Origin of the sequence: Brachybacterium sp. Z12 (genome assembly GCF_014400405.1) — a bacterium.
Classification (GTDB): Bacteria; Actinomycetota; Actinomycetes; order Actinomycetales; family Dermabacteraceae; genus Brachybacterium.
Genome location: NZ_CP060496.1, coordinates 497,646 through 517,879, shown reverse-complemented (window position 1 = coordinate 517,879; position 20,234 = coordinate 497,646). Strand labels below are relative to the sequence as shown.

General features: G+C 71.1%; 20 protein-coding genes and 1 pseudogene. 9 read left to right on the top strand and 12 right to left on the bottom strand.

The window, feature by feature from the left end; genetic code table 11:
* Positions 1-57: 57 nt before the first annotated feature.
* Complete coding sequence (locus H3H54_RS02750; protein WP_262425415.1) at positions 58-1,527, top strand: S10 family peptidase; 1,470 nt, start codon at positions 58-60, stop codon at positions 1,525-1,527.
* 171 nt (positions 1,528-1,698) lie between these two features.
* Here the strand turns inward: H3H54_RS02750 and H3H54_RS02745 are convergent, their stop codons facing one another.
* Positions 1,699-2,997, bottom strand: coding sequence for an MFS transporter (locus H3H54_RS02745; RefSeq protein ID WP_262425414.1), 1,299 nt, complete (start codon positions 2,995-2,997; stop codon positions 1,699-1,701).
* 147 nt (positions 2,998-3,144) lie between these two features.
* Complete coding sequence (locus tag H3H54_RS02740) at positions 3,145-4,548, bottom strand: NAD(P)/FAD-dependent oxidoreductase (RefSeq protein ID WP_262425413.1); 1,404 nt, start codon at positions 4,546-4,548, stop codon at positions 3,145-3,147.
* Positions 4,549-4,599: 51 nt separating this feature from the next.
* Here H3H54_RS02740 and H3H54_RS02735 point away from each other — a divergent pair.
* From H3H54_RS02735 to H3H54_RS02705, 7 genes and pseudogenes are all read left to right on the top strand, one after another.
* Positions 4,600-6,484, top strand: a pseudogene (locus H3H54_RS02735) (glycoside hydrolase family 15 protein).
* Positions 6,485-6,577: 93 nt separating this feature from the next.
* Positions 6,578-8,056, top strand: a complete 1,479-nt coding sequence (locus H3H54_RS02730; RefSeq protein ID WP_262425412.1) for an NAD-dependent succinate-semialdehyde dehydrogenase — start codon at positions 6,578-6,580, stop codon at positions 8,054-8,056.
* Between the two features lie 179 nt (positions 8,057-8,235).
* Positions 8,236-9,171 (top strand): hypothetical protein, encoded by a 936-nt coding sequence (locus tag H3H54_RS02725; protein WP_262425411.1) that lies wholly within the window; start codon positions 8,236-8,238, stop codon positions 9,169-9,171.
* A gap of 107 nt (positions 9,172-9,278) precedes the next feature.
* Entirely contained in the window at positions 9,279-9,599 is a 321-nt protein-coding gene (locus H3H54_RS02720) for a DUF3870 domain-containing protein (RefSeq protein ID WP_262425410.1), read from the top strand.
* Between the two features lie 150 nt (positions 9,600-9,749).
* Positions 9,750-10,901, top strand: a complete 1,152-nt coding sequence (locus H3H54_RS02715; RefSeq protein WP_262425409.1) for a DUF819 domain-containing protein — start codon at positions 9,750-9,752, stop codon at positions 10,899-10,901.
* Between the two features lie 135 nt (positions 10,902-11,036).
* Positions 11,037-12,455, top strand: coding sequence for a dipeptide epimerase (locus H3H54_RS02710; protein ID WP_262425408.1), 1,419 nt, complete (start codon positions 11,037-11,039; stop codon positions 12,453-12,455).
* Positions 12,425-13,237, top strand: a complete 813-nt coding sequence (locus H3H54_RS02705) for a C40 family peptidase (RefSeq protein WP_262425407.1) — start codon at positions 12,425-12,427, stop codon at positions 13,235-13,237. The genes H3H54_RS02710 and H3H54_RS02705 overlap by 31 nt, the downstream gene beginning before the upstream one ends.
* Positions 13,238-13,384: 147 nt before the next feature.
* Here H3H54_RS02705 and H3H54_RS02700 read toward each other — a convergent pair whose 3' ends face one another.
* The 6 genes from H3H54_RS02700 to H3H54_RS02675 all read right to left on the bottom strand — a co-directional run bounded on the left by H3H54_RS02700 (position 13,385) and on the right by H3H54_RS02675 (position 17,033).
* Positions 13,385-13,993: a hypothetical protein gene (locus H3H54_RS02700; protein ID WP_262425406.1), complete on the bottom strand. Its 609-nt coding sequence runs from the start codon at positions 13,991-13,993 to the stop codon at positions 13,385-13,387.
* 246 nt (positions 13,994-14,239) lie between these two features.
* The gene (locus tag H3H54_RS02695) at positions 14,240-14,485 is read right to left on the bottom strand and encodes a serine hydrolase (RefSeq protein WP_316249123.1); all 246 of its coding nucleotides are present in this window, start codon (positions 14,483-14,485) and stop codon (positions 14,240-14,242) included.
* Positions 14,412-15,074, bottom strand: coding sequence for a class A beta-lactamase-related serine hydrolase (locus tag H3H54_RS02690; protein WP_262425404.1), 663 nt, complete (start codon positions 15,072-15,074; stop codon positions 14,412-14,414). The genes H3H54_RS02695 and H3H54_RS02690 overlap by 74 nt, the downstream gene beginning before the upstream one ends.
* A gap of 50 nt (positions 15,075-15,124) precedes the next feature.
* Positions 15,125-15,973 carry an aldo/keto reductase gene (locus tag H3H54_RS02685; RefSeq protein WP_262425403.1) on the bottom strand — a complete coding sequence of 283 codons (849 nt, stop codon included), beginning with the start codon at positions 15,971-15,973 and terminating at the stop codon, positions 15,125-15,127.
* Positions 15,974-16,041: 68 nt separating this feature from the next.
* On the bottom strand, positions 16,042-16,509 hold the full coding sequence (locus tag H3H54_RS02680) for an NUDIX domain-containing protein (RefSeq protein WP_262425402.1): 468 nt from the start codon (positions 16,507-16,509) through the stop codon (positions 16,042-16,044).
* On the bottom strand, positions 16,506-17,033 hold the full coding sequence (locus H3H54_RS02675; protein ID WP_262425401.1) for a PTS sugar transporter subunit IIA: 528 nt from the start codon (positions 17,031-17,033) through the stop codon (positions 16,506-16,508). The genes H3H54_RS02680 and H3H54_RS02675 overlap by 4 nt, the downstream gene beginning before the upstream one ends.
* Positions 17,034-17,144: 111 nt before the next feature.
* On the opposite strand from H3H54_RS02675, the gene H3H54_RS02670 reads away from it, so the two are divergent.
* The gene (locus tag H3H54_RS02670) at positions 17,145-18,152 is read left to right on the top strand and encodes a sugar-binding transcriptional regulator (RefSeq protein ID WP_262425400.1); all 1,008 of its coding nucleotides are present in this window, start codon (positions 17,145-17,147) and stop codon (positions 18,150-18,152) included.
* Here the strand turns inward: H3H54_RS02670 and H3H54_RS02665 are convergent.
* From H3H54_RS02665 to H3H54_RS02650, 4 genes are all read right to left on the bottom strand, one after another.
* Positions 18,136-18,699: an aminotransferase class IV gene (locus tag H3H54_RS02665; protein ID WP_262425399.1), complete on the bottom strand. Its 564-nt coding sequence runs from the start codon at positions 18,697-18,699 to the stop codon at positions 18,136-18,138. The two genes, H3H54_RS02670 and H3H54_RS02665, sit on opposite strands and share 17 nt — an antisense overlap.
* Positions 18,700-19,102: 403 nt before the next feature.
* On the bottom strand, positions 19,103-19,312 hold the full coding sequence (locus H3H54_RS02660) for a hypothetical protein (RefSeq protein ID WP_262425398.1): 210 nt from the start codon (positions 19,310-19,312) through the stop codon (positions 19,103-19,105).
* Positions 19,313-19,486: 174 nt separating this feature from the next.
* Positions 19,487-19,849 carry a hypothetical protein gene (locus tag H3H54_RS02655; protein ID WP_262425397.1) on the bottom strand — a complete coding sequence of 121 codons (363 nt, stop codon included), beginning with the start codon at positions 19,847-19,849 and terminating at the stop codon, positions 19,487-19,489.
* An 87-nt stretch (positions 19,850-19,936) separates the two neighbouring features.
* A complete protein-coding gene (locus H3H54_RS02650) occupies positions 19,937-20,182 on the bottom strand; it encodes a hypothetical protein (RefSeq protein ID WP_262425396.1) in 246 nt (81 codons plus the stop codon).
* Between the last annotated feature and the right edge of the window lie 52 nt (positions 20,183-20,234).

The following is a 20,234-nucleotide window of genomic DNA, read 5'->3' as shown; positions in this document are numbered from 1 at the left end:
GCTCCGCTCCCCTCGCATAGCATCGATGCCGACACCGCATCCGACGAAGGAGCACGAGTGACCGACCAGCCCCGCCCCGCAGACACCGCCGCAGGAACGTCCACCGTCCCGTCGACCGCCGCCGAGAAGCCCGCCCGCGAGGATCACCTGGTCACGACGCTCCACTCGCTCTCCTTGCCCGACGGTCCGCTGGACTACACGGCGACCGCCGGCACCGTGGTGCTGAAGGAGGAGCCGGAGGGTGAGGAGTACGGGCGCGGAGCCGCGTACGCGGAGCCGTTCTCCGTCTCCTACATCGCCCAGGGCACCGGCGGGGATGAGCCGCGCCCGGTGATGTTCGCCTTCAACGGCGGCCCGGGCGCCTCGACGGTGTGGCTGCACCTGGGGCTGCTGGGACCGCGCCGCGTGGATTCCGGGGATGCTGGCTCCCCGGCCGCTCCCCCGCACCGGCTGCTCGACAACCACGAGACGATCCTGAAGGACGCGGACCTCGTGGTGGTCGATGCGATGACCACCGGCTACTCCCGCCCCGCGCCGGGACAGAAGCCGGACCGCCACCACGGCCTGACCGCCGATCGCGACCTCATCGCCTCCTTCATCATCGACTGGCTGAGCCGCAACCAGCGCTGGACCTCCCCGATCTACCTGGCCGGCGAGTCCTACGGCACCACCCGCGCCTCTGCGGTCGCCGCACATCTGATGGATCGCTACTACGTGGCGATCGCCGGAATCGCGCTGATCTCCCCGGTGCTCGACTTCGGCACCATCCGCTTCCACGCCGGCAACGACCGGCCCTACCTCCACTACTTGCCCACCTATGCGGCGATCGCCCACGCGCACGACAAGCACGAGGAGCGGCTGCTGCAGGACGTGGTCGACGAGGCCGAGGCCTTCGCCGAGCAGGAGTACCCGGCGCTGCTCGCGGCCGGGCTGCGCCTGGCCCCCGAGCAGAAGCGGGAAGCCTCTGCCCGCATCGGCGCCCTGATCGGGGTGGACCCCGACTGGGTCGAGCGCGCGGATCTGCGGGTGGAGCACATGGCCTTCCTCGCCGAGCTGCTGCGCGATCAGGGCCTGGTCACCGGCCGCATCGACGGACGCTTCACCGCGCCGGCCGGGGATGGGAACTCCGGGAGGATGGAGACCGATCCGTCGATCGACCAGCTCGCTCCGTCGTACACCGCGGCCATCAACCAGTACCTGCGCAGCGAGCTCGAGTTCTCCTCCGACGTGGTCTACGAGATCATGTCCGGCCGCGTGCATCCGTGGAGCTACAAGGACTTCGAGAACCGTTCGGTGGAGGTCTCCTCGGACCTCTCCCGCCTGCTGCGCAAGTCGCCGCACACCCGGGTGCTGGTCTCCCACGGCTACCACGACGCCGCGACCCCGTTCCACGCCAGCGAGCACGTGCTGGCCCAGCTCGCGATCCCGCGCGAGGACTACACCGAGCGGATCCGCATCGAGTACTACGAGGCCGGCCACATGATGTATTGCCACGAGCCCAGCCGGCTCGCGTCTCACAGCACCTGAGCGAGTTCGTCACCGGCGCGGAGCCTGACGGTGCAGGAGCCAACGCGGCGGAGTGACGTCACCCAGCGTTCTGGGCCGGCCCGCAACGGGGCCGGCCCCCGCGCCGTGCCAGTCGTGAGATCCGTGCGCTGTGGCCGCGAGAACCGCACACTTCCCACGACTCGATCAGAGTCAGAGTGCGCCGCCGCCCACCCTCCTCTCGCGCCGCCCGAGCAGCAGGAACAGCAGCGCGGCGGCGATGGTCACCGCAGGCCAGACAATCAGGGGCGCGATCATGCCGGCGAGGTCGGCCAGCACCCCGCCTCCGAGGGCTGCGATCGGCACGGCACCCATCGTGAGCATGCGGCGCGCAGCCGCGGTGCGGCCGAGGGACGCAGGATCCACCGCTGCCGCCGCATAGGCGCCTCCGGCGATGTTCGTGATGGTCAGGGTGATCGACCACAGCGCACTGAAGGCGCCCATCACCACGTACCCGGTCGACGGCACCAGCAGGGCGAGCAGGGGCAGCGCGGCGACCGCAGACTGCACCACCGCGCCGACGCCGAAGATGGTCCGCACCGGCAGAGCGCGCACGATGCGCGGCGCCACGGCTGCCGCAGCGAGCCCGGAGAGCGCAGCGATGGTGCCGAGCACCCCGTAGAACAGCACTCCGAGGTCGAGGAAGCGCAGCACGAGGATCGACTCGACCGAATCTCCGATCGCGAGGCCGATGTTGCCGGCCATCACGAGCAGGGTGGTCGCCAGCAGCGTGCGGTCCTGGAACAGCACCACAAAACCATGGCCGAGGGAGGCACCCCGTACTGCTGGTGGAGCCGCCCGCCTCGCATCCTGTGTGGAAGAAGCCTCTGGTTCTGTATCTGAGCCAGCGCCCTCCGCTGTGGAGCTCCCTGTCCTGAGGCCGAGGAGCGAGGCCGCAGGCAGCAGTGCGAGCACGAAGAGCGCGAGCGCCAGTGCGAGCGGGACAGCGGCACTGCCCAACGCCAGCAGCGCACCGGCTGCGGCGGGGGCCACGACGCCTGCGACACGGTCTGCTGCGGTCATCCGAGCGACCAGGTCCGCGATCCGGTCCTTGGCTCCCACCAGCATCGGGGTGACCGCGACCTGGGCATTCTCCGAGGCGACGACGGCAACGCCCATCACGGTCACCACCGCCATCGCGGTCGCGGTGTTCAGGAGCCCGAACACCACCAGGAGCAGGGTGGCGAGGGCGAGGGTGGTCTTCAGAGCGAGGGAGAGGACCAGGATGCGCGGTGCGCCGATCCGGTCCACCAGGGCCCCGATCGGCACCACCAGGAAGAGGAACGAGAGCGTGCCGAGAGCGTTGAGGAGGCCGACCTGGGTGGCGCTGAATCCCAGGACGGTGACGACGATGATCGACAGCGCGGTGGAGTAGAGCTGGTACCCCGCTGCGTCGCTTGCGTTGGAGAAGAGGGCGCGTCGGGGCAGGGAGGAGTGCACGAGGGTGTTCACGGGGTGTCCGACTTTCGAGGAGAGCTGACGGCGTCACGAAATCGGCGCACGCGTCATCGCGGGCGCCCGCGGCGGCAGCTCTCAGGCGGAGAGTCGGGGTACGTAGAACACAGGAGGCACCCTATCTCTGCCAGGGCTTCCCATCGCTCACCCCTGCACTGGGGCGAGCTGCCCGAGCGTCTCGTTGAGCGCCTCGGTCGAGGAGGGGTGGGTCCAGATCCCGTTCTTCAGCTCGGTCGCGGTGGTGCCGGTGCGCATGGCGAGCGCGAGGAGGTTGATGACCTCCTGCGCATCGACGTGGAACAGGCGTGCGCCGAGGATCTGGTCGGTCTCGGCGTCGACCACGATCTTGACCAGGCCGCGTGGGTCGGCCACTGCCTTCGGGCGCGGCATCGCCTTGATCGTGGCGACCTTCTGGCTCGCCACCAGAATCTTCCGTCCTTCGGCGAGCGCCTCGGCCTCGGTGAGGCCGATGGCCGCGAGCGGCGGGGTGAGGAAGGTGGTGGTCGGGACGCCGATGCGGTCAGCGGTGCTGCGGGCCCCCTCGCCGGTCAGCTGTGAGAGCACCACCCGGAAGTCGTCGAGGGAGAGGTAGGTCTGCTGCTCACCGCCGTGCACGTCTCCGATCGCGTACACGCCCTCGGCGGTGGTGCGCAGGTGCTCGTCGACGGTGATCGCGCCGCGCTCGTCAGCGGCGATCCCCGCAGCCTCGAGCCCCAGCCCGTCGGTGGCGGGGCGGCGACCGGTGGCCAGCAGCACCGCGTCGGCATCGATCCGGCGCTCCTGCCCGTTCAGGTCCGCGACCACGCGGGCGGCCGACGGGCCATCCTCGATCGACTGCGCCGAGGCGGAGTTCAGCACGGTGATCCCCTCGTCGTCGAGCACGGCGGTGACCTCGGCGGCGACGTCCTCGTCCTCATCAGGCAGCAGGCGCTCGCGGCGGTTCAGCACCGTCACCTCCGCCCCGTATCCCGCGAACATCGAGGCGAATTCGAGACCGATCGGTCCGGCTCCGATGATCACGAGGCGGGCGGGGAAGGGGTCCACGTGCTGCAGCGTGGTCGAGTCGTGCACCCGCGGGGAGCCGATGCCGGGAAGGTCCGGGCGCGACGGGACGGCGCCGGTGTTCACGACGACGGCCTCGGCGGTAACCGTGAGGCGGTCCTCGCCGCCGGTGACCTCGACGGTGCGGCCCCCGGTGAACCGGGCACGACCGTCGATCAGGGTGACCGTGTCGAGCTCGGCGAGCATTTGATGGTTGACCTCGCGCATCTTTCCCACCACGGTGTCGCGGCGGGCGACGGCGTCGGCCCAGAACTGCTGCGGATCGTCGTCCCCGCGGCGCTGTTCGGCGTCGTGGATCAGGGTCTTGGTGGGCACGCAGCCGATGTTGATGCAGGTGCCGCCGTGCATGGTGTCGAACTGCTCGATCATGGCGACGCGGCGGCCTGCGGCGCCGAGTGCGGCGGCGAGGGTCTTGCCGCCCTTGCCCCAACCGATCACGAGGACGTCGACGGAGAGAGCCTGGGCGGCGGGGTTCTGTGTGGGCATATGTCCACCGTAGGCCTCCCCTGCGCACCTGTCCCGTGATGGACTGGAGGCATGGCCGCACCGCTCATCGAAGACCATGCACTGCTCTCCGACCAACGCTCCACGGCGCTCGTGACCCGCGACGGGGACGTGAACTGGCTGTGCCTGCCGCGCTTCGACTCCGACGCGGTGTTCTGCTCCCTGCTGGGGGATGACGAGCACGGCCACTGGTCGCTGCGGATCGCGGACGGCGAGGTGATCTCGCGCCGCTACCTGCCGGGCACGATGGTGCTCGAGACGCAGTGGCGCTCCCCCACCGGCGCCGCGACGGTCACCGAGTTCATGCCGATCGCGGAGGACGACTCACCCGTGGTCGGCCCGCCGGGCGGGGAGGCGACGGGCGGTGCGGGCAGCGCTCCCGGCTCCGCCACCTCGTTGCGCGGGGATGTCGAGGACCATGCCGATCTGTTCCGCATGGTGGCCTGCACCAGCGGTGAGGTCGAGGTGCTCCAGGAGCTACGGATCCGCTTCGAGTACGGCCTGGCCGTGCCGTGGGTGCGCAAGGGCGAGGACGTCGACGGGGAGCCGGTGCTGATCGCGATCGCGGGCGGTGACGCGGTGGCGCTGCACGGCCCGGCCCTCACCGCCGGGGAGGGTCGCTGCCATGAGGGACGCCACCGGCTGCGCGCCGGGGAGGAGACCGCCTGGATCCTCACGTGGTTCCCGTCCTGGCTCGAGGTGCCGCCGGCTCGGGATCCGCGTACCGAGCTCGAGCGCACCTGCGCGCAGTGGACGGGCTGGCTGGGCCAGGTGCGCGTGGACGAGGAGCACGCCCGGCCGGTGGAGCGCTCTCTGCTGGTGCTGCGGGCGCTGACCCATCGCCGCACCGGCGGGATCGTCGCCGCGGCCACCACCAGCCTCCCCGAGGACTTCGGCGGGGAGCGCAACTGGGATTACCGCTACTGCTGGCTGCGCGACGCCGCGCTGTCCCTCGAGGCGCTGCTGACGCACGGACACGTGGACGCCGCCGCCGGGTGGCGCGAATGGCTGCTGCGGGCGATCGCGGGCGATCCCGAGCGTCTGCAGATCATGTACTCGATCACCGGGGACCGGAAACTGCCCGAGCAGGAGCTCGGGTACCTGCCCGGCTACGAGGGCTCGCAGCCGGTGCGGATCGGCAACGGCGCCGCAGGGCAGTTCCAGGCCGACGTGGTGGGCGAGGTGATGATCGCACTGTCGATGATGCGGGACGGCGGTGTCGAGGAGACACAGTGGTCCTGGCCGCTGCAGAAGGCGCTGGTGCGCTTCACGATCGACCGCCTGGACGAGCCCGACCAGGGCATCTGGGAGATGCGGGGTGAGCCGGCGTTCTTCACCCACGGCCGGGTGATGGTGTGGGCGGTGTTCGACCGCGCGATCGACGCGGTGCGCACTCACGGCCAGGATGCGAGCGCCGAGGAGCTCGCCCGGTGGGAGCAGCTGCTGGGAGCAGGTGCGCACCGAGGTGCTCGAGCGCGGCGTGGGCGAGGACGGCGCCTTCACCCAGACCTATGACTCGCGCGAGGTGGACGCCTCGCTGCTGCAGATCCCGCACACCGGCTTCGTGCCCGCGGATGATCCGCGGATGCTCGCCACCGTCGCCCGGATCGAGCGGGACCTGCACGTGGCCGATGGCCTGATCCTGCGCTATCGCACCCAGGGCCAGGACGGTCTGAGCGGGGACGAGCACCCGTTCCTGGTGTGCTGCTTCTGGCTGGTCGAGCAGTACGCCGCCTCCGGGCGCGTCGAGGACGCCGAGACACTCCTGGCCACCCTGCTGGAATGCACTAACGACCTGCACCTGATGGCCGAGGAGTACGACGTCGACGCCCGCCGCATGGCCGGGAACTTCCCCCAGGCCTTCAGCCACCTGGGCCTGATCCGCGCCGTGGACGCGCTGGCCGCCGCGCACGGCTGAGCCGGCCCCGGCCGGACGGTCGGCGAGCACCCCTCGGCCGCGGCCCGGGTGCAGACTGGGAGCGAACCCCCACCACCGCAGGAGGACGTTCCGATGACCGACCGCCCCGCTCTGACCACCGCCCGCATCGCCGCCCTGCTCGAGCGCACCCCGCGCAGCTCCTTCGTGGGCGGCGGCTTCCTCGGCGGCACCCCCTCGCTCGAGGTGATCGACCCAGCGACCGGCCGGGCGCTCACGCAGGTCGTCGACGCCGACGCCACGACGATCGGCCTGCAGGCCCTCGACGCCGCGCACACCGCGCAGGCCGACTGGGCCGCGACCACCCCGCGGGAGCGCTCGGAGATCCTGCGCCGCGCCTACGAGCTGTGCCATGAGCGGGCCGATGACCTGGCGGCGCTGATGACCCTCGAGATGGGCAAGCCGCTCGCGGAGTCCTATGGCGAGGTCACGTACGGCGCAGAGTTCCTGCGCTGGTTCAGCGAGGAGGCGGTGCGCCTGCCCGGCCGCTTCCGCCACGCCCCGGCGGCCGTCGAGGCGATCGTGACGGTGGCCCGACCCGTCGGCCCCTCGCTGCTGATCACTCCGTGGAACTTCCCGCTCTCGATGGGCACCCGCAAGATCGCCCCCGCGCTCGCGGCAGGCTGCACCGTGGTGCTCAAACCTGCACAGAAGACCCCGCTGACCTCGCTCGCGCTGATGGCGATCCTCGCCGAGGCGGGCGTTCCGGACGGTGTCGTGAACTGTGTCGTGACCAGCGATTCGAAGGGGCTCTCCTCGACGTTGATGGTTGATCCGCGGCTGCGGAAGGTGTCCTTCACCGGCTCCACCGGGGTGGGGCGCACGCTCATCGCGCAGTCGGCCGAGCATGTGCTGAAGACGTCCATGGAGCTGGGCGGCAACGCCCCGTTCCTGGTGCTTCCCTCGGCGGACATCGAGGTCGCGGTCGACGCCGCGATGCTCGCGAAGTTCCGCAACAACGGTGAGGCCTGCACCGCCGCGAACCGCTTCTACGTCCACTCCGCGGTGGCCGAGGAGTTCACCCGGCGGCTGGTCGAGCGCACCGAGCAGCTGGTGCTCGGCCCGGGCGCGGAGCCGGGCACCACGCTCGGCCCTCTGATCGACGAGGACGCCGTCGCGAAGGTCGAGGAGCTCGCGGCCGACGCGATCGAGCGCGGGGCGCGAGTGCTCACCGGCGGCGGCCGCCCCGAGGGCGACGGCTTCTACCACCGTGCCACCGTCCTGACCGATGTGCCCCAGGACGCCCGCGTGCATCGCGAGGAGATCTTCGGCCCGCTCGCCCCGCTGACCATCCTCGATAACATCGACGAGATGGTCGCCGCCGCGAACGACACCGAGTTCGGGCTCATGGCCTACGTGGCCGGCGAGGACCTGCGCGAGATCACCGAGGTGACGGCCCGTCTCGAGTCGGGGATCGTCGCGGTGAACCTCGGAGTCGCCTCCGACCCGTCGGCTCCCTTCGGCGGGGTGAAGGAATCCGGGCTGGGCAGGGAGGGCTCCCATGAGGGGATCGCCGAGTTCCTCGAGACGACATACGTGCGCATGCCCCTCTGACCAGTGGCTATACCCGCCAGGGTGTTGCTTTCCAGCACATGGACAGCGCGCGACGAATTTTCGAACAATCTGAGCAATCGATTGCGGGGGCCTCCCGGAGTCGATACGGTCGGCGCGGAACGTCCCATCCCCCACCCCACGCCGACGTCCTTAGCCGGATGCGGCACAAGGAGTTCGACGTGCGCACCCTCTCTCGATCTGCAGTCGCCCTGTCCACCATGGCGCTCGCCTCCGCCGGCCTCGCGCTCGGCGCCGGCAGCGCGAGCGCTGCTCTGACCACCTTCTGCGACGGAGAGGCCTCCGACGTGACCGTCCCCGGCGATCTCCGCGTCGCCAAGGACACCTCCTGCGTCCTGACCGGCGTGACCGTCGAGGGCGAGATCCGCGTCCAGTCGGGCGGTGACCTGCTGGTCACCGACTCCTCGATCGCCGATCGCGTGGTCGTGCAGGCCGACGGCTACTTCGACGCGACCGGCACCGACATCGGTGGGAACGTCGTCTCCCAGGGCGGTTACGGCGTCTACCTCGACGACTCCACGGTCGCCGGCAGCTACGTGGGCCGTGAGGGCGAGGACGCCGATCCCTTCCTCTACTCGTACGACAGCTCGATCGAAGGCCGCGTGACCGTGGCCCAGGGGCTCGTGCACCTCGAGACCGTGACCGTCGGCGGTCACGTGACCAGCGAGAACACGCTGTACACGGACATCCTCGACTCCACCCTGTCCCGCAGCCTCACCGTCACGGGAACCACGGAGGGTTCCGCGCTGTGCGGCAGCGAGGTTGACGGCGACGCGATCTTCACCGGCAACGGCGGGGTGCAGATCGGCACCGGCGGCAGCCTCATCGACTGCGAGGACGGCAACTACCTCGGCGGCGACCTGACCATCTCGGACACCACCGACGGGGCGGACGTCAGCGACTCCATCATCCGCGGCGATCTTGCCGGCGAGGGCAACCCCGGCCCCCACCGGTGCCGACAACCGGGTCCGCGGCGAGTCCACCGGCCAGTTCGCCGAGCTGGCCCCCGCCGCCCGCACGATGAGCGCCCAGGCCGCTGCGGAGGACCACCAGGAGGAGCTCGACGGCAAGCGCGCCGAGCGCCGCGGTGCCGCTGAGAAGGCTGCTGAGCTCTCGGGCCCGGCGAACCTGCGCTGATCACTCCGGTGCGGTCGGCGTCGGCCCAGGCATCGCCCCCGGCGCCGACCGCACCTAAGATCCGTCCATGTCGCGAACCATCTACCTCACCGGCGAGGCGAAATCGCCGACCAACAACCCGATCACCTCGCAGTGGGGTCTTTTCTTCATCGGCCTCGTGGTCGATACTGAGTCCCACGTCATCCACGCCGCGGATTGCACCGCCACGTTGACACTCACCGTCGAGTTCGTCCGCGAACTGCTGGTGGGGCGTTCGCTCCTCGAGGATGATGTGCTGGTGGAGTCGATCACCGACAGGTACCACGGGTCCTCGCAGAGGGCGCTCGCCGCCGCAGTGCGCAGCGCCGCCGCGAAGTACCGCGACTTGTCGGCCGATCCCACCTCGTAACCGCATACCCGCTGCCGTCCGCCCGGAACCTCACCGAACCGGATCCCGTCGGAAGCACCGTGAACGCGCCTGCCCGCAGGCGCCGTTCATCGGTGCTTCCGATTTTTTGTCCCTGGACAGCGGCCCGTCCCCTTCGATCGAGGAGTCCCCGTGATCACTGACGGCCTGCTCATGCTCGGCGTCCTGCTGGCGCTGTCCTGCGTGCTGATCGTGCTCGAACGCACCACCGGCTGGAAAGTCTTCAAGTACGTGCCCGGCATGGTCTTCATGTACCTGCTGTGCGCGACCCTCAACACCGTGGGAGTGTTCGGCCAGGACGACGCCACCCGTGAGCCCATCGCGCAGGTCAAGGACGTGCTGCTGCCGGCGATGATCTTCCTGTTCCTCTTCGGCTGCGACATCCGCAAGATCATCCGGCTCGGCCCGAAGCTGCTGCTGACCTTCTTCGTGGCCTCCGCCTCGCTGTCCGCGGGCATGGTCATCGTCCACGCGATCTTCCAGAACGCGGTGCACTCCGAGGCGTGGAAGGTGTTCGGCGCGCTGCTGGCCTCCTGGACCGGCGGCAGCGCGAACATGGTCGCGGTGCAGGACATCCTGCAGGCGCCCGAGAACATCTTCGGCTACGCGCTGATCACCGACACGATCGGCTACTCGGTGTGGCTGATGCTGATGTTCGCCTCGGTCGCGGTCTCCCCGAAGTTCAACAAGTGGACGAAGGCGAACGCCTCCTACCTCGACTCCCATGCCGGCGAGCTCGAGGACGAAAAGCGCCCGGTGACCGTCTCCTCGCTGTCCATCGTGGTGTTCGGCGCGATCTTCATCTCGATCCTGTCGATCTGGCTCGGTGAGCTGCTGCCGGAGTACGGCGCGGTCATCAACGGCACCACCTGGTCGATCCTCATCGTCTCCCTGCTGGGTCTCGTCGTCGCGGTGACCCCGCTGGGGAAGACCGCGGGATCGAGCGAGGTCGCCTCCCTGATGCTGTTCGTGGTGATCGGGCAGATCGCCTCCGGCTCGGACTTCTCCGCGATCACCCAGGCGCCGATCTACCTGCTGATGGGCGCGATCGTGCTGGCCTTCCATGCCGCCGTGATGGTGGTCTACGCGAAGCTCACCAAGACCGAGCTGTTCTCCCTCGCGGTCGCCTCGACCGCGAACGTGGGCGGCATCGCCTCGGCCCCCGTGGTCGCGGCCGCGTTCAACAAGCAGCTGGTGCCCGTCGGCGTCCTGTACGCCCTGATCGGTTCGTTCATGGGCACCTTCGTGGGGCTCGCCGCCGCCCAGCTGATGTCCTACCTGTGAGGAAGGGGAGCACCATGACCGATCCGCACGCCCCTGGAGCTAATCCGCTGACCGTCGTGGCGGTCCGCTGCCACCGCCACCGCGCTCCCCTGCGCCCCTTCGTCACCGGCCCGCCGCACCGAGTCCGTCGAGTACGTGGTCGCGGAGGTGGAGCTGGCCGGTGGCACGATCGGTCAGGGCTCGGCGGCGGAGACCGTCGCGGTCACCGGGGAATCGGCCGAGACCATCGCCGCCGCCCTGACCGGTCCGCTGCGCGCAGCGGTCGAGGGGGTCACAGACTCGGTCGCCGGGCTCAGCGACCGCGTCGCCGCCGCGCTCGAGGGAGCGACCAGCGCGAAGGCCGCCCTCGAGGTCGCGCTGCACGATGCCTGGGCACGAGCTGCGGACCGCCCGCTGGTGGAGCTGCTGGGCGGGCGGCTCGAGGACGGGCTGATGAACGACATGACCATCTCGCTCGAGGATCCTGAGGTGATGGCGCGGCATGCCCGGGAGGCGGTCGCCGCGGGCGAGCAGATCCTGAAGATCAAGCTCGGCCACGACATCGCCGCGGACCGGGAGCGGCTCGCCGCGGTGGTGGACGCCGCCCCGCACGCGCGGCTGCGGCTGGATGCGAACCAGGGCTGGTCACCGTCGCAGGCGATCGAGATCATCACGGGCTTCGAGGCTGCTGGCCTGCCGATCGATCTGGTCGAGCAGCCGGTCGCTGCGGCGAACATCGAGGGACTCGCACGGGTGACCGCGGCGGTGTCGCTGCCGATCATGGCCGACGAGGCGGTGTGGAGCGTCGAGGATGCCCGCCGCCTGGTCGACACCGGTGCCTGCGACCTGCTGAACATCAAGCTGTCCAAGACGGGTGGGCTGCGCGGGGCGCTGGCCATCGCGGAGGTCGCGCAGAGCGCCGGGGTCGAGTGCATGCTCGGCGCGATGATGGAGCCGCGGATCTCGATCACCGCCGCCGCGCACCTGGCCATCGCGCATCCCGCGATCACCATGATCGATCTGGATCCCCGGCCTGGTTCGCCTCCGACGTCCCCGCCGGCGGCTACATCCAGGACGGCGCCTGGCTCCGGCTCACCGGCGGCCCGGGCCTCGGCCTCGAACGGCTCAGGGCCGACGTCGACCCCGCCGGAGGTGAACGCTGAGCTCCTGCTCCCCTCCCCTGACACAGCCACCGCCACCGCCACTGCCACTGCCAGATCGACCCGAAGGAGACACCATGTCGCCGCACACCCCCGCTCACCACCTCACCCGACGGGACGGCCTGCGCCTGGCCGCGACCGGCACCGCCGGACTCGCCGTCGCCGGGCTCGCCGGCCTCGCCCCGGCCGCTGCAGCGGACTCCCCCCGGCCCCGCCCCTGCGGGTCGTCCGGGCCCAGCTGCCGGCGATGGCCTCGAGGCCGGCAGCGTCGCCCACGTCGCGGTCACCGCCACCACCCTGTGGGTCGATCCCGCGACGGACCGGCCCGGCATCGATGACCCCTCGCTCACGAACCCCGTGGACCTCGATGCCTGGAATGCGAACATGCATGACACCGAGACCCGGGTCTGGCTGACGGGGATGCTCGAGTCACAGGCTGTGCTCGGCAGCGAGGTGATCGTCGACGAGATCGACGGCGACTGGGCGCATGTCGTGGTCACCGCCCAGGGCACCCCTCGTGACCCGCGCGGTTACCCCGGCTGGGTGCCGACGGTGCATCTCGTGGCCGATGCGGGTTTCGCCCGGCGCGCCGCCACCGGCCCGACCGCGACAGTCACGGCCCTGACCAGCACCCTCACCGGCACACCCTCGGGGAACCATCCCGGGATCGACGTCTCCTTCGACACGATCCTGCCGGTGCTCGGCCGCACCGGGAAGGCCGTGCGGGTGGCGGTCCCCGGCGGTCGCCCGATGTACCTGCCCGCGCAGGACGTGGTGGTGCGCGAGCACGGCCAGCAGCCGCCGCTGCCCACGGTCGAGGACATCGTCGCCACCGGTGAACGGTTCCTGGGCCTCCGGTACCTGTGGGCCGGGGTGAGCGCCTACGGCTTCGACTGCTCCGGGTACACGTACACGCTGTTCCACCATCACGGCATCAGCATCAACCGCGACGCCGGGGACCAGATGAACCACTCCGGGCTCGAGGCCGTCGAACGGGAGGATCTGCAGCGTGGCGACCTGGTGTTCTTCGCGACCGAGCCGGGTGGCGACTCGATCCGCCACGTCGCCCTCTACGTGGGGGACGACATGATCATGCAGGCCCCGAACGCCTCGCGCAGCGTGGAGATCATGTCGCTGACCGAGTACGACCCGATCGGCGAGTACGCCGGGGCGCGGCGGGTTCAGCTCGCCGGCTGACCGGCTGACCGCCCGAGGATGCCGACCCTGGTCGGGTACTGGCGCGGGAGCGATCTCTGCGGAGATATCGGCATACAGATCGCTGCGACGCCAGCACCCGACCATCAGGCCGGTCGCCGCTGGACAGCCTCAGTCGACTGGGCAGCCTCAGTCGACGATGCGGTTGTAGCGGAACGGGTGGTAGTGGGCGAGGTTGTCGTAGGGATACCCGGCGACGCGCGCCACGGTGCCGCCTCCGCCGAAGGACTGCTCGAGGCAGTGGTAACCGCCGCCCTCGGCCCAGCCGTTGAACAGCACCACATGGCCGACCCCGCTCGAGGAGTCGCCGTTGAGCTGGAGGATGAAGTCCCCTGGCAGCAGCTCTTCCTGCGTAATGGGGTGGGCGATGTCGTAGCCGCCCTGGGGGTGCAGGGTCTCGGTGGTGAAGCCCGTGGGGTTGTCGCTGTCTCGGGCGGCCAGCGCCATCGAGACGAAGCCGGAGCAGTCCTGGCGCCAGAGGATGTTCGAGTCGCCCTCGGGGCCGACGTCGTAGGCCTCCATCGAGTAGGGACGCGGGGCGTTCACCCAGACGTGGGCGCGGTCGATGACGTCCTGGCGGGAGATCTCGAAGTTGAAGCCGGGCACCGGGGCGGCCGTGGCGCTCGGTGAGAGCACGGTCGGGACCGCGAGCCCGGTGACAGCGGCGGCGCCGGCGACGCCGAGGCCGCGGAAGAAGCTGCGGCGGGTGTGCGGGGAGAAGCTTGCCTGATCGGTCACGGTGGAAACCTCCGGATCGGGTGCGCGAACCGCCCCTGTGCCCGATCTCGGAGCGACCGGGCGGCGGTGCCGCGCCTGCTCATGCATGCCCATCCTGATCACGGCGAGGTCACGGCGCACAACCCCGCAGCGGAGAGTTCGCTCGGAGGGACGAGGGCGCTGCGGCACGAACGTCCCGGCCACTTGTCCGGAGGTGCGAGAGGGACACGTTGGCCCTGCGGAGCACCTGGCCCACCGGAAGCGTCCTCAGTCTCCGGCGTCCCTGATGTCCCCGATGTCCGGTACATCCGCGACGTCCCCGAGAAGCTCCTGCACCAGCGCCGTGATCCGTTCGTCCGCCTCGTCCTGGTCGAGGCCGCCGGTCATCACCGCGAGCACGCGCAGGCCCGGCCCGTCGGGGTCGCCGACGAAGGCCACGTCATGCCGGTACCCCTCGACCCAGCCGGATTTCGAGCCCCAGGGGACGCCCGTGCGCAGCGCTGTCCCGATCACCGGGATCTGCTGGGCGGTGAGCTTCCCGGGCAACGGTGAGCCCCGGCGCGCCGAGGCCCATCGGCGGCCCGTCCCGGACCGTGGCGAGCATCGTCGCGGCGAGATCAGCGGCGCTGGTCTCATTGGTGAGCCCCTGCGCGAGGGCGGCCCCGTCACCGATCAGGCGCTCCATCCGGGTCGCGGTCAGCCCCAGCGCGGTGATGGTCGCAGCGATCGTGGGCAGCCCGATCAGCTCGGCGATCTGGTCGGTGGCCTCGTTGCTCGAGCGGTCGATCATGCGGTGCAGCAATTCCCGCACCGTCACCGGGGCGCCCTCGGCGGGGTGGCTCGGGTCGAGGTGGTCGCCGCCGAGGGTGAAGGGGGCACCGTCGGTCCCGGTGAAGGTGCGGGTGGCGGGCACTGCGGCATCGAGGTCGAGCGCGCCGTCGGCCCCGGCGCGCAGCGCTGCCAGGAGCACGTGGAGCTTGATCGTGCTCGCGGCGTAGAAGGCCCTGCCCTTCCCGTCGGAGGAGAGCACTCTCCCCTGCGCATCGAGCAGGCAGTGGGTGACGGCGACGTCAGTGGGCGGGGCGGCGGTGGGCAGAGCCATGTCATGACCCTACGCGCGAGGTGCCGCCCCGCCCGGCTGCGGTGAGGGGCTCAGGCGCCCTGGTGACCCGCGAACTCGTCCGGGTTCGGGCCGCGGCGCGCCGCAACGCCCTTGTCCAGGGCCGAGATCTGCGCGATCTCATCCTCGGTGAGGGTGAGCTCGAGGGAGGCGAAGTTCGAGATGATCCGTTCCGGGGTGACGGACTTGGGGATCACCACGTTGCCCAGCGCCAGGTTCCAGGCGATCAGCACCTGGGCCGGGGATGCGCCGTGGGCCTCGGCGATCTGCGTGACCACCGGGTCCTCGAGCTCGCCGCCGCCCTGGCCGAGCGGGGACCAGGACTGGGTGACGATGCCCTTGGTGGCGTGGAACTCGCGCAGCTCGGGCTGGGTGATGTAGGGGTGCAGCTCGATCTGGTTCAGCACGGGCACCACCCCGGTCTCGGACTCGAGGGCGATGAGGTCCTCGATGCGGAAGTTCGAGGTGCCGATCGAGCGGATGCGGCCCTGCTCCTGCAGCTCCACGAGCGCCTTCCAGGTCTCCACCGCCAGGCCCTTCGAGGGGGCGGGCCAGTGGATCAGGTAGAGGTCCAGCTCCTCGAGGCCCAGGTCCTCCATGGTCGCGTCGAAGGAGGCGAGGGTCGCGTCGCGGCCCTGGTCCTGGTTGGGGACCTTGGATGTCACGAACACCTCGTCGCGGGCGAGGCCGGAGGCCTTCAGCGCCTGGCCCACGCCGACCTCGTTGTTGTAGCCGCGGGCGGTGTCCACGTGGCGGTAGCCCGCCTCGAGGGCCTTGACGACCACGTCGGCGGCGACCTCGTTCTCGACCTGCCAGACGCCGTAGCCGAGCTGCGGGATCGAGCGGCCATCACGGAAGGCGATGCTGGGCGAGGTGGTCATGAATGCTCCTTGCTCTCGGGGCACGGCGGGACGCCGCAGTGAGTCTTGCCTCCCAGCCTAGCCGGGGCTCAGAAGGTGCAGACCCCGAGGGAGAACGGCCGGTCGCTCGGATCGGACTGGAGCCAACGGGCGAGCTCGGGCGGGCGCACCCGGTGATCATCCAGCCGGTCCAGCGGCAGCCAGGCGGTGCCGTCCTGGCCGGAGTCGGGATCGGTGCCCTCCCCAGGCTCCTCCCCTTCGGCGAGACCGCACCAGTAGGCGACGTTGACCTGGTGGAACGGCGGTATCGAGGCGTCGCCGACGGTGCGGCGCGGGCGCATGATCTCGAACAGGCAGGCCGCCTGATGCACTTCGACGGTCGCGCCGATCTCCTCGCGGCACTCCCGGATCATCGCGGCGACCTGGTCCTCGCCGTGCTCCTGGCCGCCGCCGGGCAGGGCGAACACCTCGGTGCTGTCGGCGTCGCGGTAGCGGTTCATCAGCACCTGCCGGTCGCGGATGATCAGGGCCTTCACTCCCAGTCGCGGGGTCCTCATGCGTTCCTCCCCTCGTCGCGGCGAGGAGGCATGGCCGCGGCCAGGTGCACCTCGGCCCGCTCGCGCAGCTGTTCGTCGTCCTCCGCGGCCAGCAGGTCCTGCACCGCGGCCTCGTCGCTGAGCAGGCCCATCAGCCGCTGCAGCGCCTCGAGGTGCTCCCGCGCATCGGTGAGCAGCGGCATCGCGACCAGGCGCACCTCGACGGTGCCGTCCCGGGTGCCCATCTCCCCGAAGGAGACGGGGCTGGCGAGGGTCGCGAGCGCGAGCCCCGGGGTGATCACGTGCTCCGGGTCGGCGTGCGGGATCGCGGTGGGCACGGGGGTGGGCAGTCCCGTGGGGTAGGTCTGCTCCCGCACGCGCAGCGCCTCGGGGAAGTCGACGGTCACCGCTCCGGCGTCCAGCAGCCGGCCGGCGAGGGATCGCAGCGCGTCCTCGCAGTCGGAGACGTCCAGTCCGGCGAGGACCACGGTGAGGGCGAGCGGGGCGGGCCCGTCGGCGGCGGGTGGGCGCGGATCGGTGCTCATGGCTCGATTCTGGCACCTGCGGACAGCCTGCCTGCGTACCCTGGGCTCGTTCGGACGGCGCGTCCTGCCGGTCCGGCCGATCTTCATGCCCCCTCACGCCCAGGAGAGCCCATGGCCGCCCCTCGTGATACCGCCGTGGTCGTGCGTGCGGCGCGGCTCTATTACGAGCAGCGCCGGTCGCAGACGCAGGTGGCGCAGGATCTGGGGCTCTCCCGCTCGAACGTCTCGCGGATCCTCACCCAGGCTCGCGATCGCGGGATCGTGGAGATCACGATCCATGACCCGGACGGTCCGCCGCGTCGCGATGAGCCGCTCGAGGCGGCGCTGCGGGCGGCGTTCTCGTTGCGCGAAGCACATGTGGTCTCCGCCCCGCGCGCCACGGCGATGGAGTCGGTGGCTCGTGAGGGCGCCGCGGTGATCGCCGAGCGCGCCGCGACGGTGCGCAGCATCGGGGTGTCGTGGGGGCGGACGGTCCAGAACGTCGTCGCCCAGCTGGACACCCTCTCGCTGCGGCCGACGCCCCAGGTGCTGCCCCTGGTGGGCGGCCACAGCGCCCTGGATCAGTTCGATTCGGGCGAGTCGGTGCTGAAGGTGCTGGCCTCGCGGCTGGGGGCGACGCCGCGGACCCTGTACGCGCCCGCGGTGCTCGAGTCCGCGACCACCGTGGCGACGCTGCGCGCCGAGTCCAGCATCGGCGAGGTGCTGGCGGCTGCCGCGCAGGTGGAGCTCGCGATCGTGGGGATCGGCTCGAGCGGCGTGCACTCCTCCACGCATGTGCTCGACCTGATGCGGCTGAGCGAGTCCGAGCGCGCGGCCTTCGAGGCCCAGCAGCCGGCGGGCGATGTGTGCGGACGCTTCATCGATGCGTACGGCGTCCCGCTGGGGGCACCGACGGATCAGCGGGTCCTCGCGGTGACCTTCTCGGAGCTGCTGCGGATCCCCGAGGTGCTGGGTGTGGCGGCGGGTGCGAAAGGCGCCGGGTGTGCTCGGGGTGCTGCGCAGCGGAGCGATCCACACCGCCGTGTTCGACGTCGACCTGGCCCGCGAGGTGCTCGCCCGCGCCTGAACGCGCGGGCCGGCCTGAGCTCGCGGGCCGGGCAGCTCAGACCTGACCCTTGAGCACCTGCTGGAAACGGGCGGTGAACTCGTGGTCCACCGGGAGCTCTGTCTCGTCGAGGTGGGTGATGGGGGCGGCCAGGCGGGTGGAGGACAGCAGCCAGGCGCCGTCGGAGCCGGCGACATCCGGGACCGTCATCAGCTGCTCCCGCACAGCGGTGCCTTCGTGCGCCTCGAGCCAGGCCGACAGGGACTTCACGCTGGTGCCGGCCAGCACCCCGGCGCTGACGGGGGTGGTGAGGAATTCGCCGCCGCGGCGCACCAGCAGGGTGGAGGTGGGGCCCTCAAGGACATAGCCGTCGCTGGCGACGAAGAGCACGTCGGCTGCGCCGCGGCGCTTCGCCTCTCTCACCGCAGCCATGTTGACCGCGTAGCTGAGGGTCTTCGCGCCGGGCAGCAGCCAGGGGCTGGTCTCAGCGCTGGTGGTGGGCAGGCCACGATCCAGCACCGCCACCCGCATCCCGGCGCGGTACGGGGCCCAGTCGTCGGAGACGCGGGCGTGGATCCAGCAGGTGGGGGTGCCGGTGCCCTCGATGCCTCGGGTGTACATGACGCGACGCGCACGCTCAGCTCGGAGACGGGCTCGTGGGCGAAGATCGCCGCCTCGACCGCTCCGACGAGCGTGTCCAGGTCGGGTTCGGGCAGCTCGACCAGTGCGGCGCTGCGGGCGAGCCGCTCGAGGTGGGGGATGACGTTGACGGGCACGCCGTCGAAGGCGCCGATGGTCTCGAAGACGCCGTCGCCGCGGGTGGCGACGAGGTCGGTGACCGACAGCTGCGGGACGGTCTCGTCAGCGACGTGGAAGCGGGCCCCGCCATCCACAGGGGCGCCGGTGACGCCCGGGACGAGGACGAGGACCGGAGCAGGGACGTCCGGGCTGTGCATGGTCATGTCGCGGCTCCTGATCGGGTGGCCTCACGGTGCGTGAGTCGGTCCGACCAGGGTAGACCCCGTCAGCTGCGTGGGCCGCTGAGGCCGGAGCGCCCGATGTCCTCACCGATCGAGGAGGCGTTGCCGGGGCCGGGGCCCATCGCGTCGCCGAGCATCCCGATCAGCCGCTCCAGCAGAGTGCGCGGCTCCTCGACGCTCTCGGCCACGACGCGCCCGGACGGGCCCGAGCCCGCGCTCTGCGCCGGCCCGTCCTCGAGGCCCTGGAAGCCCATCGGCCGGCCAGCCGCAGGGGCGGCGGCGGCAGGGGCGGCGGCGGCAGAGTCGTCCGCCGCACCGGTGTCGGCCCCGCTCTCCGCGCCCCCACCGGGCCCCGCACCGCCACCGGAGCCGCCCGCAGAACCGTCACCGGCGCCACCCCGGAATCACCGCCGGAACCGCCGGAGTCGTCACCCGCGCCAGCAGTCTCGGACCCCTCGGCACCACCGGGGTGGCCGCTCTCGGTCGACGACTGCCCCGCCTGGGGCGTGTCCTGCGGCGAGCTGGCCGGACTCCCCGATCAGGTTGCTGAGCCCGCCGCCGAGGCCGAGCCCGGTCAGCAGGTTCTCGAGCGCCATGCCCGTCCCGATCGCGCGGGTGATCATGTCCGCGAGCAGGCCGCCCAGCAGGGTGCCCAGGAAGGAGCCGAGGAAGGCGGCGCGCCCCTCGGGGGTGCTGAGCACCTCGCGCAGCAGCTCGGCGAAGGGGCCGCGCTGACCGCCGGGGCCGCCGTCGAGCAGGTCGCGCAGCACGCCCTCCGCCATCCCGACCACGTCGCGCAGGAACTCCCCGGGGCTCGACCAGCCGGCCCCTCCTCCGGCTCCCCCATGGGGCCGTCCGGGGCGGAGGCCTCCTCCTGCTCATCGGCGTGCTGGACGAGGCGGCGCGCGTGCTGGCGCAGTGCGACCTCCTGGTCCTGCAGGGAGGGGGCGCACGATGCCGGACCAGTCGGCGCGGAAGCGATCGGCGTCCTCACCGATCCATTCGATGTTGTCGATGGTCGAGGTCAGCAGGGTCTCCAGATCGGCGAGCGCCTCCGCCCGCCGCGAGCACACCGTGCCCATGGTTCGCAGGGCCTCGGTGTCTGCGCCCCAGAATCCGTTCATCGACCGCCGGTCCCCGTCCTCGTTCCATGCCCGGCTGTGCCGGATCCCCTGT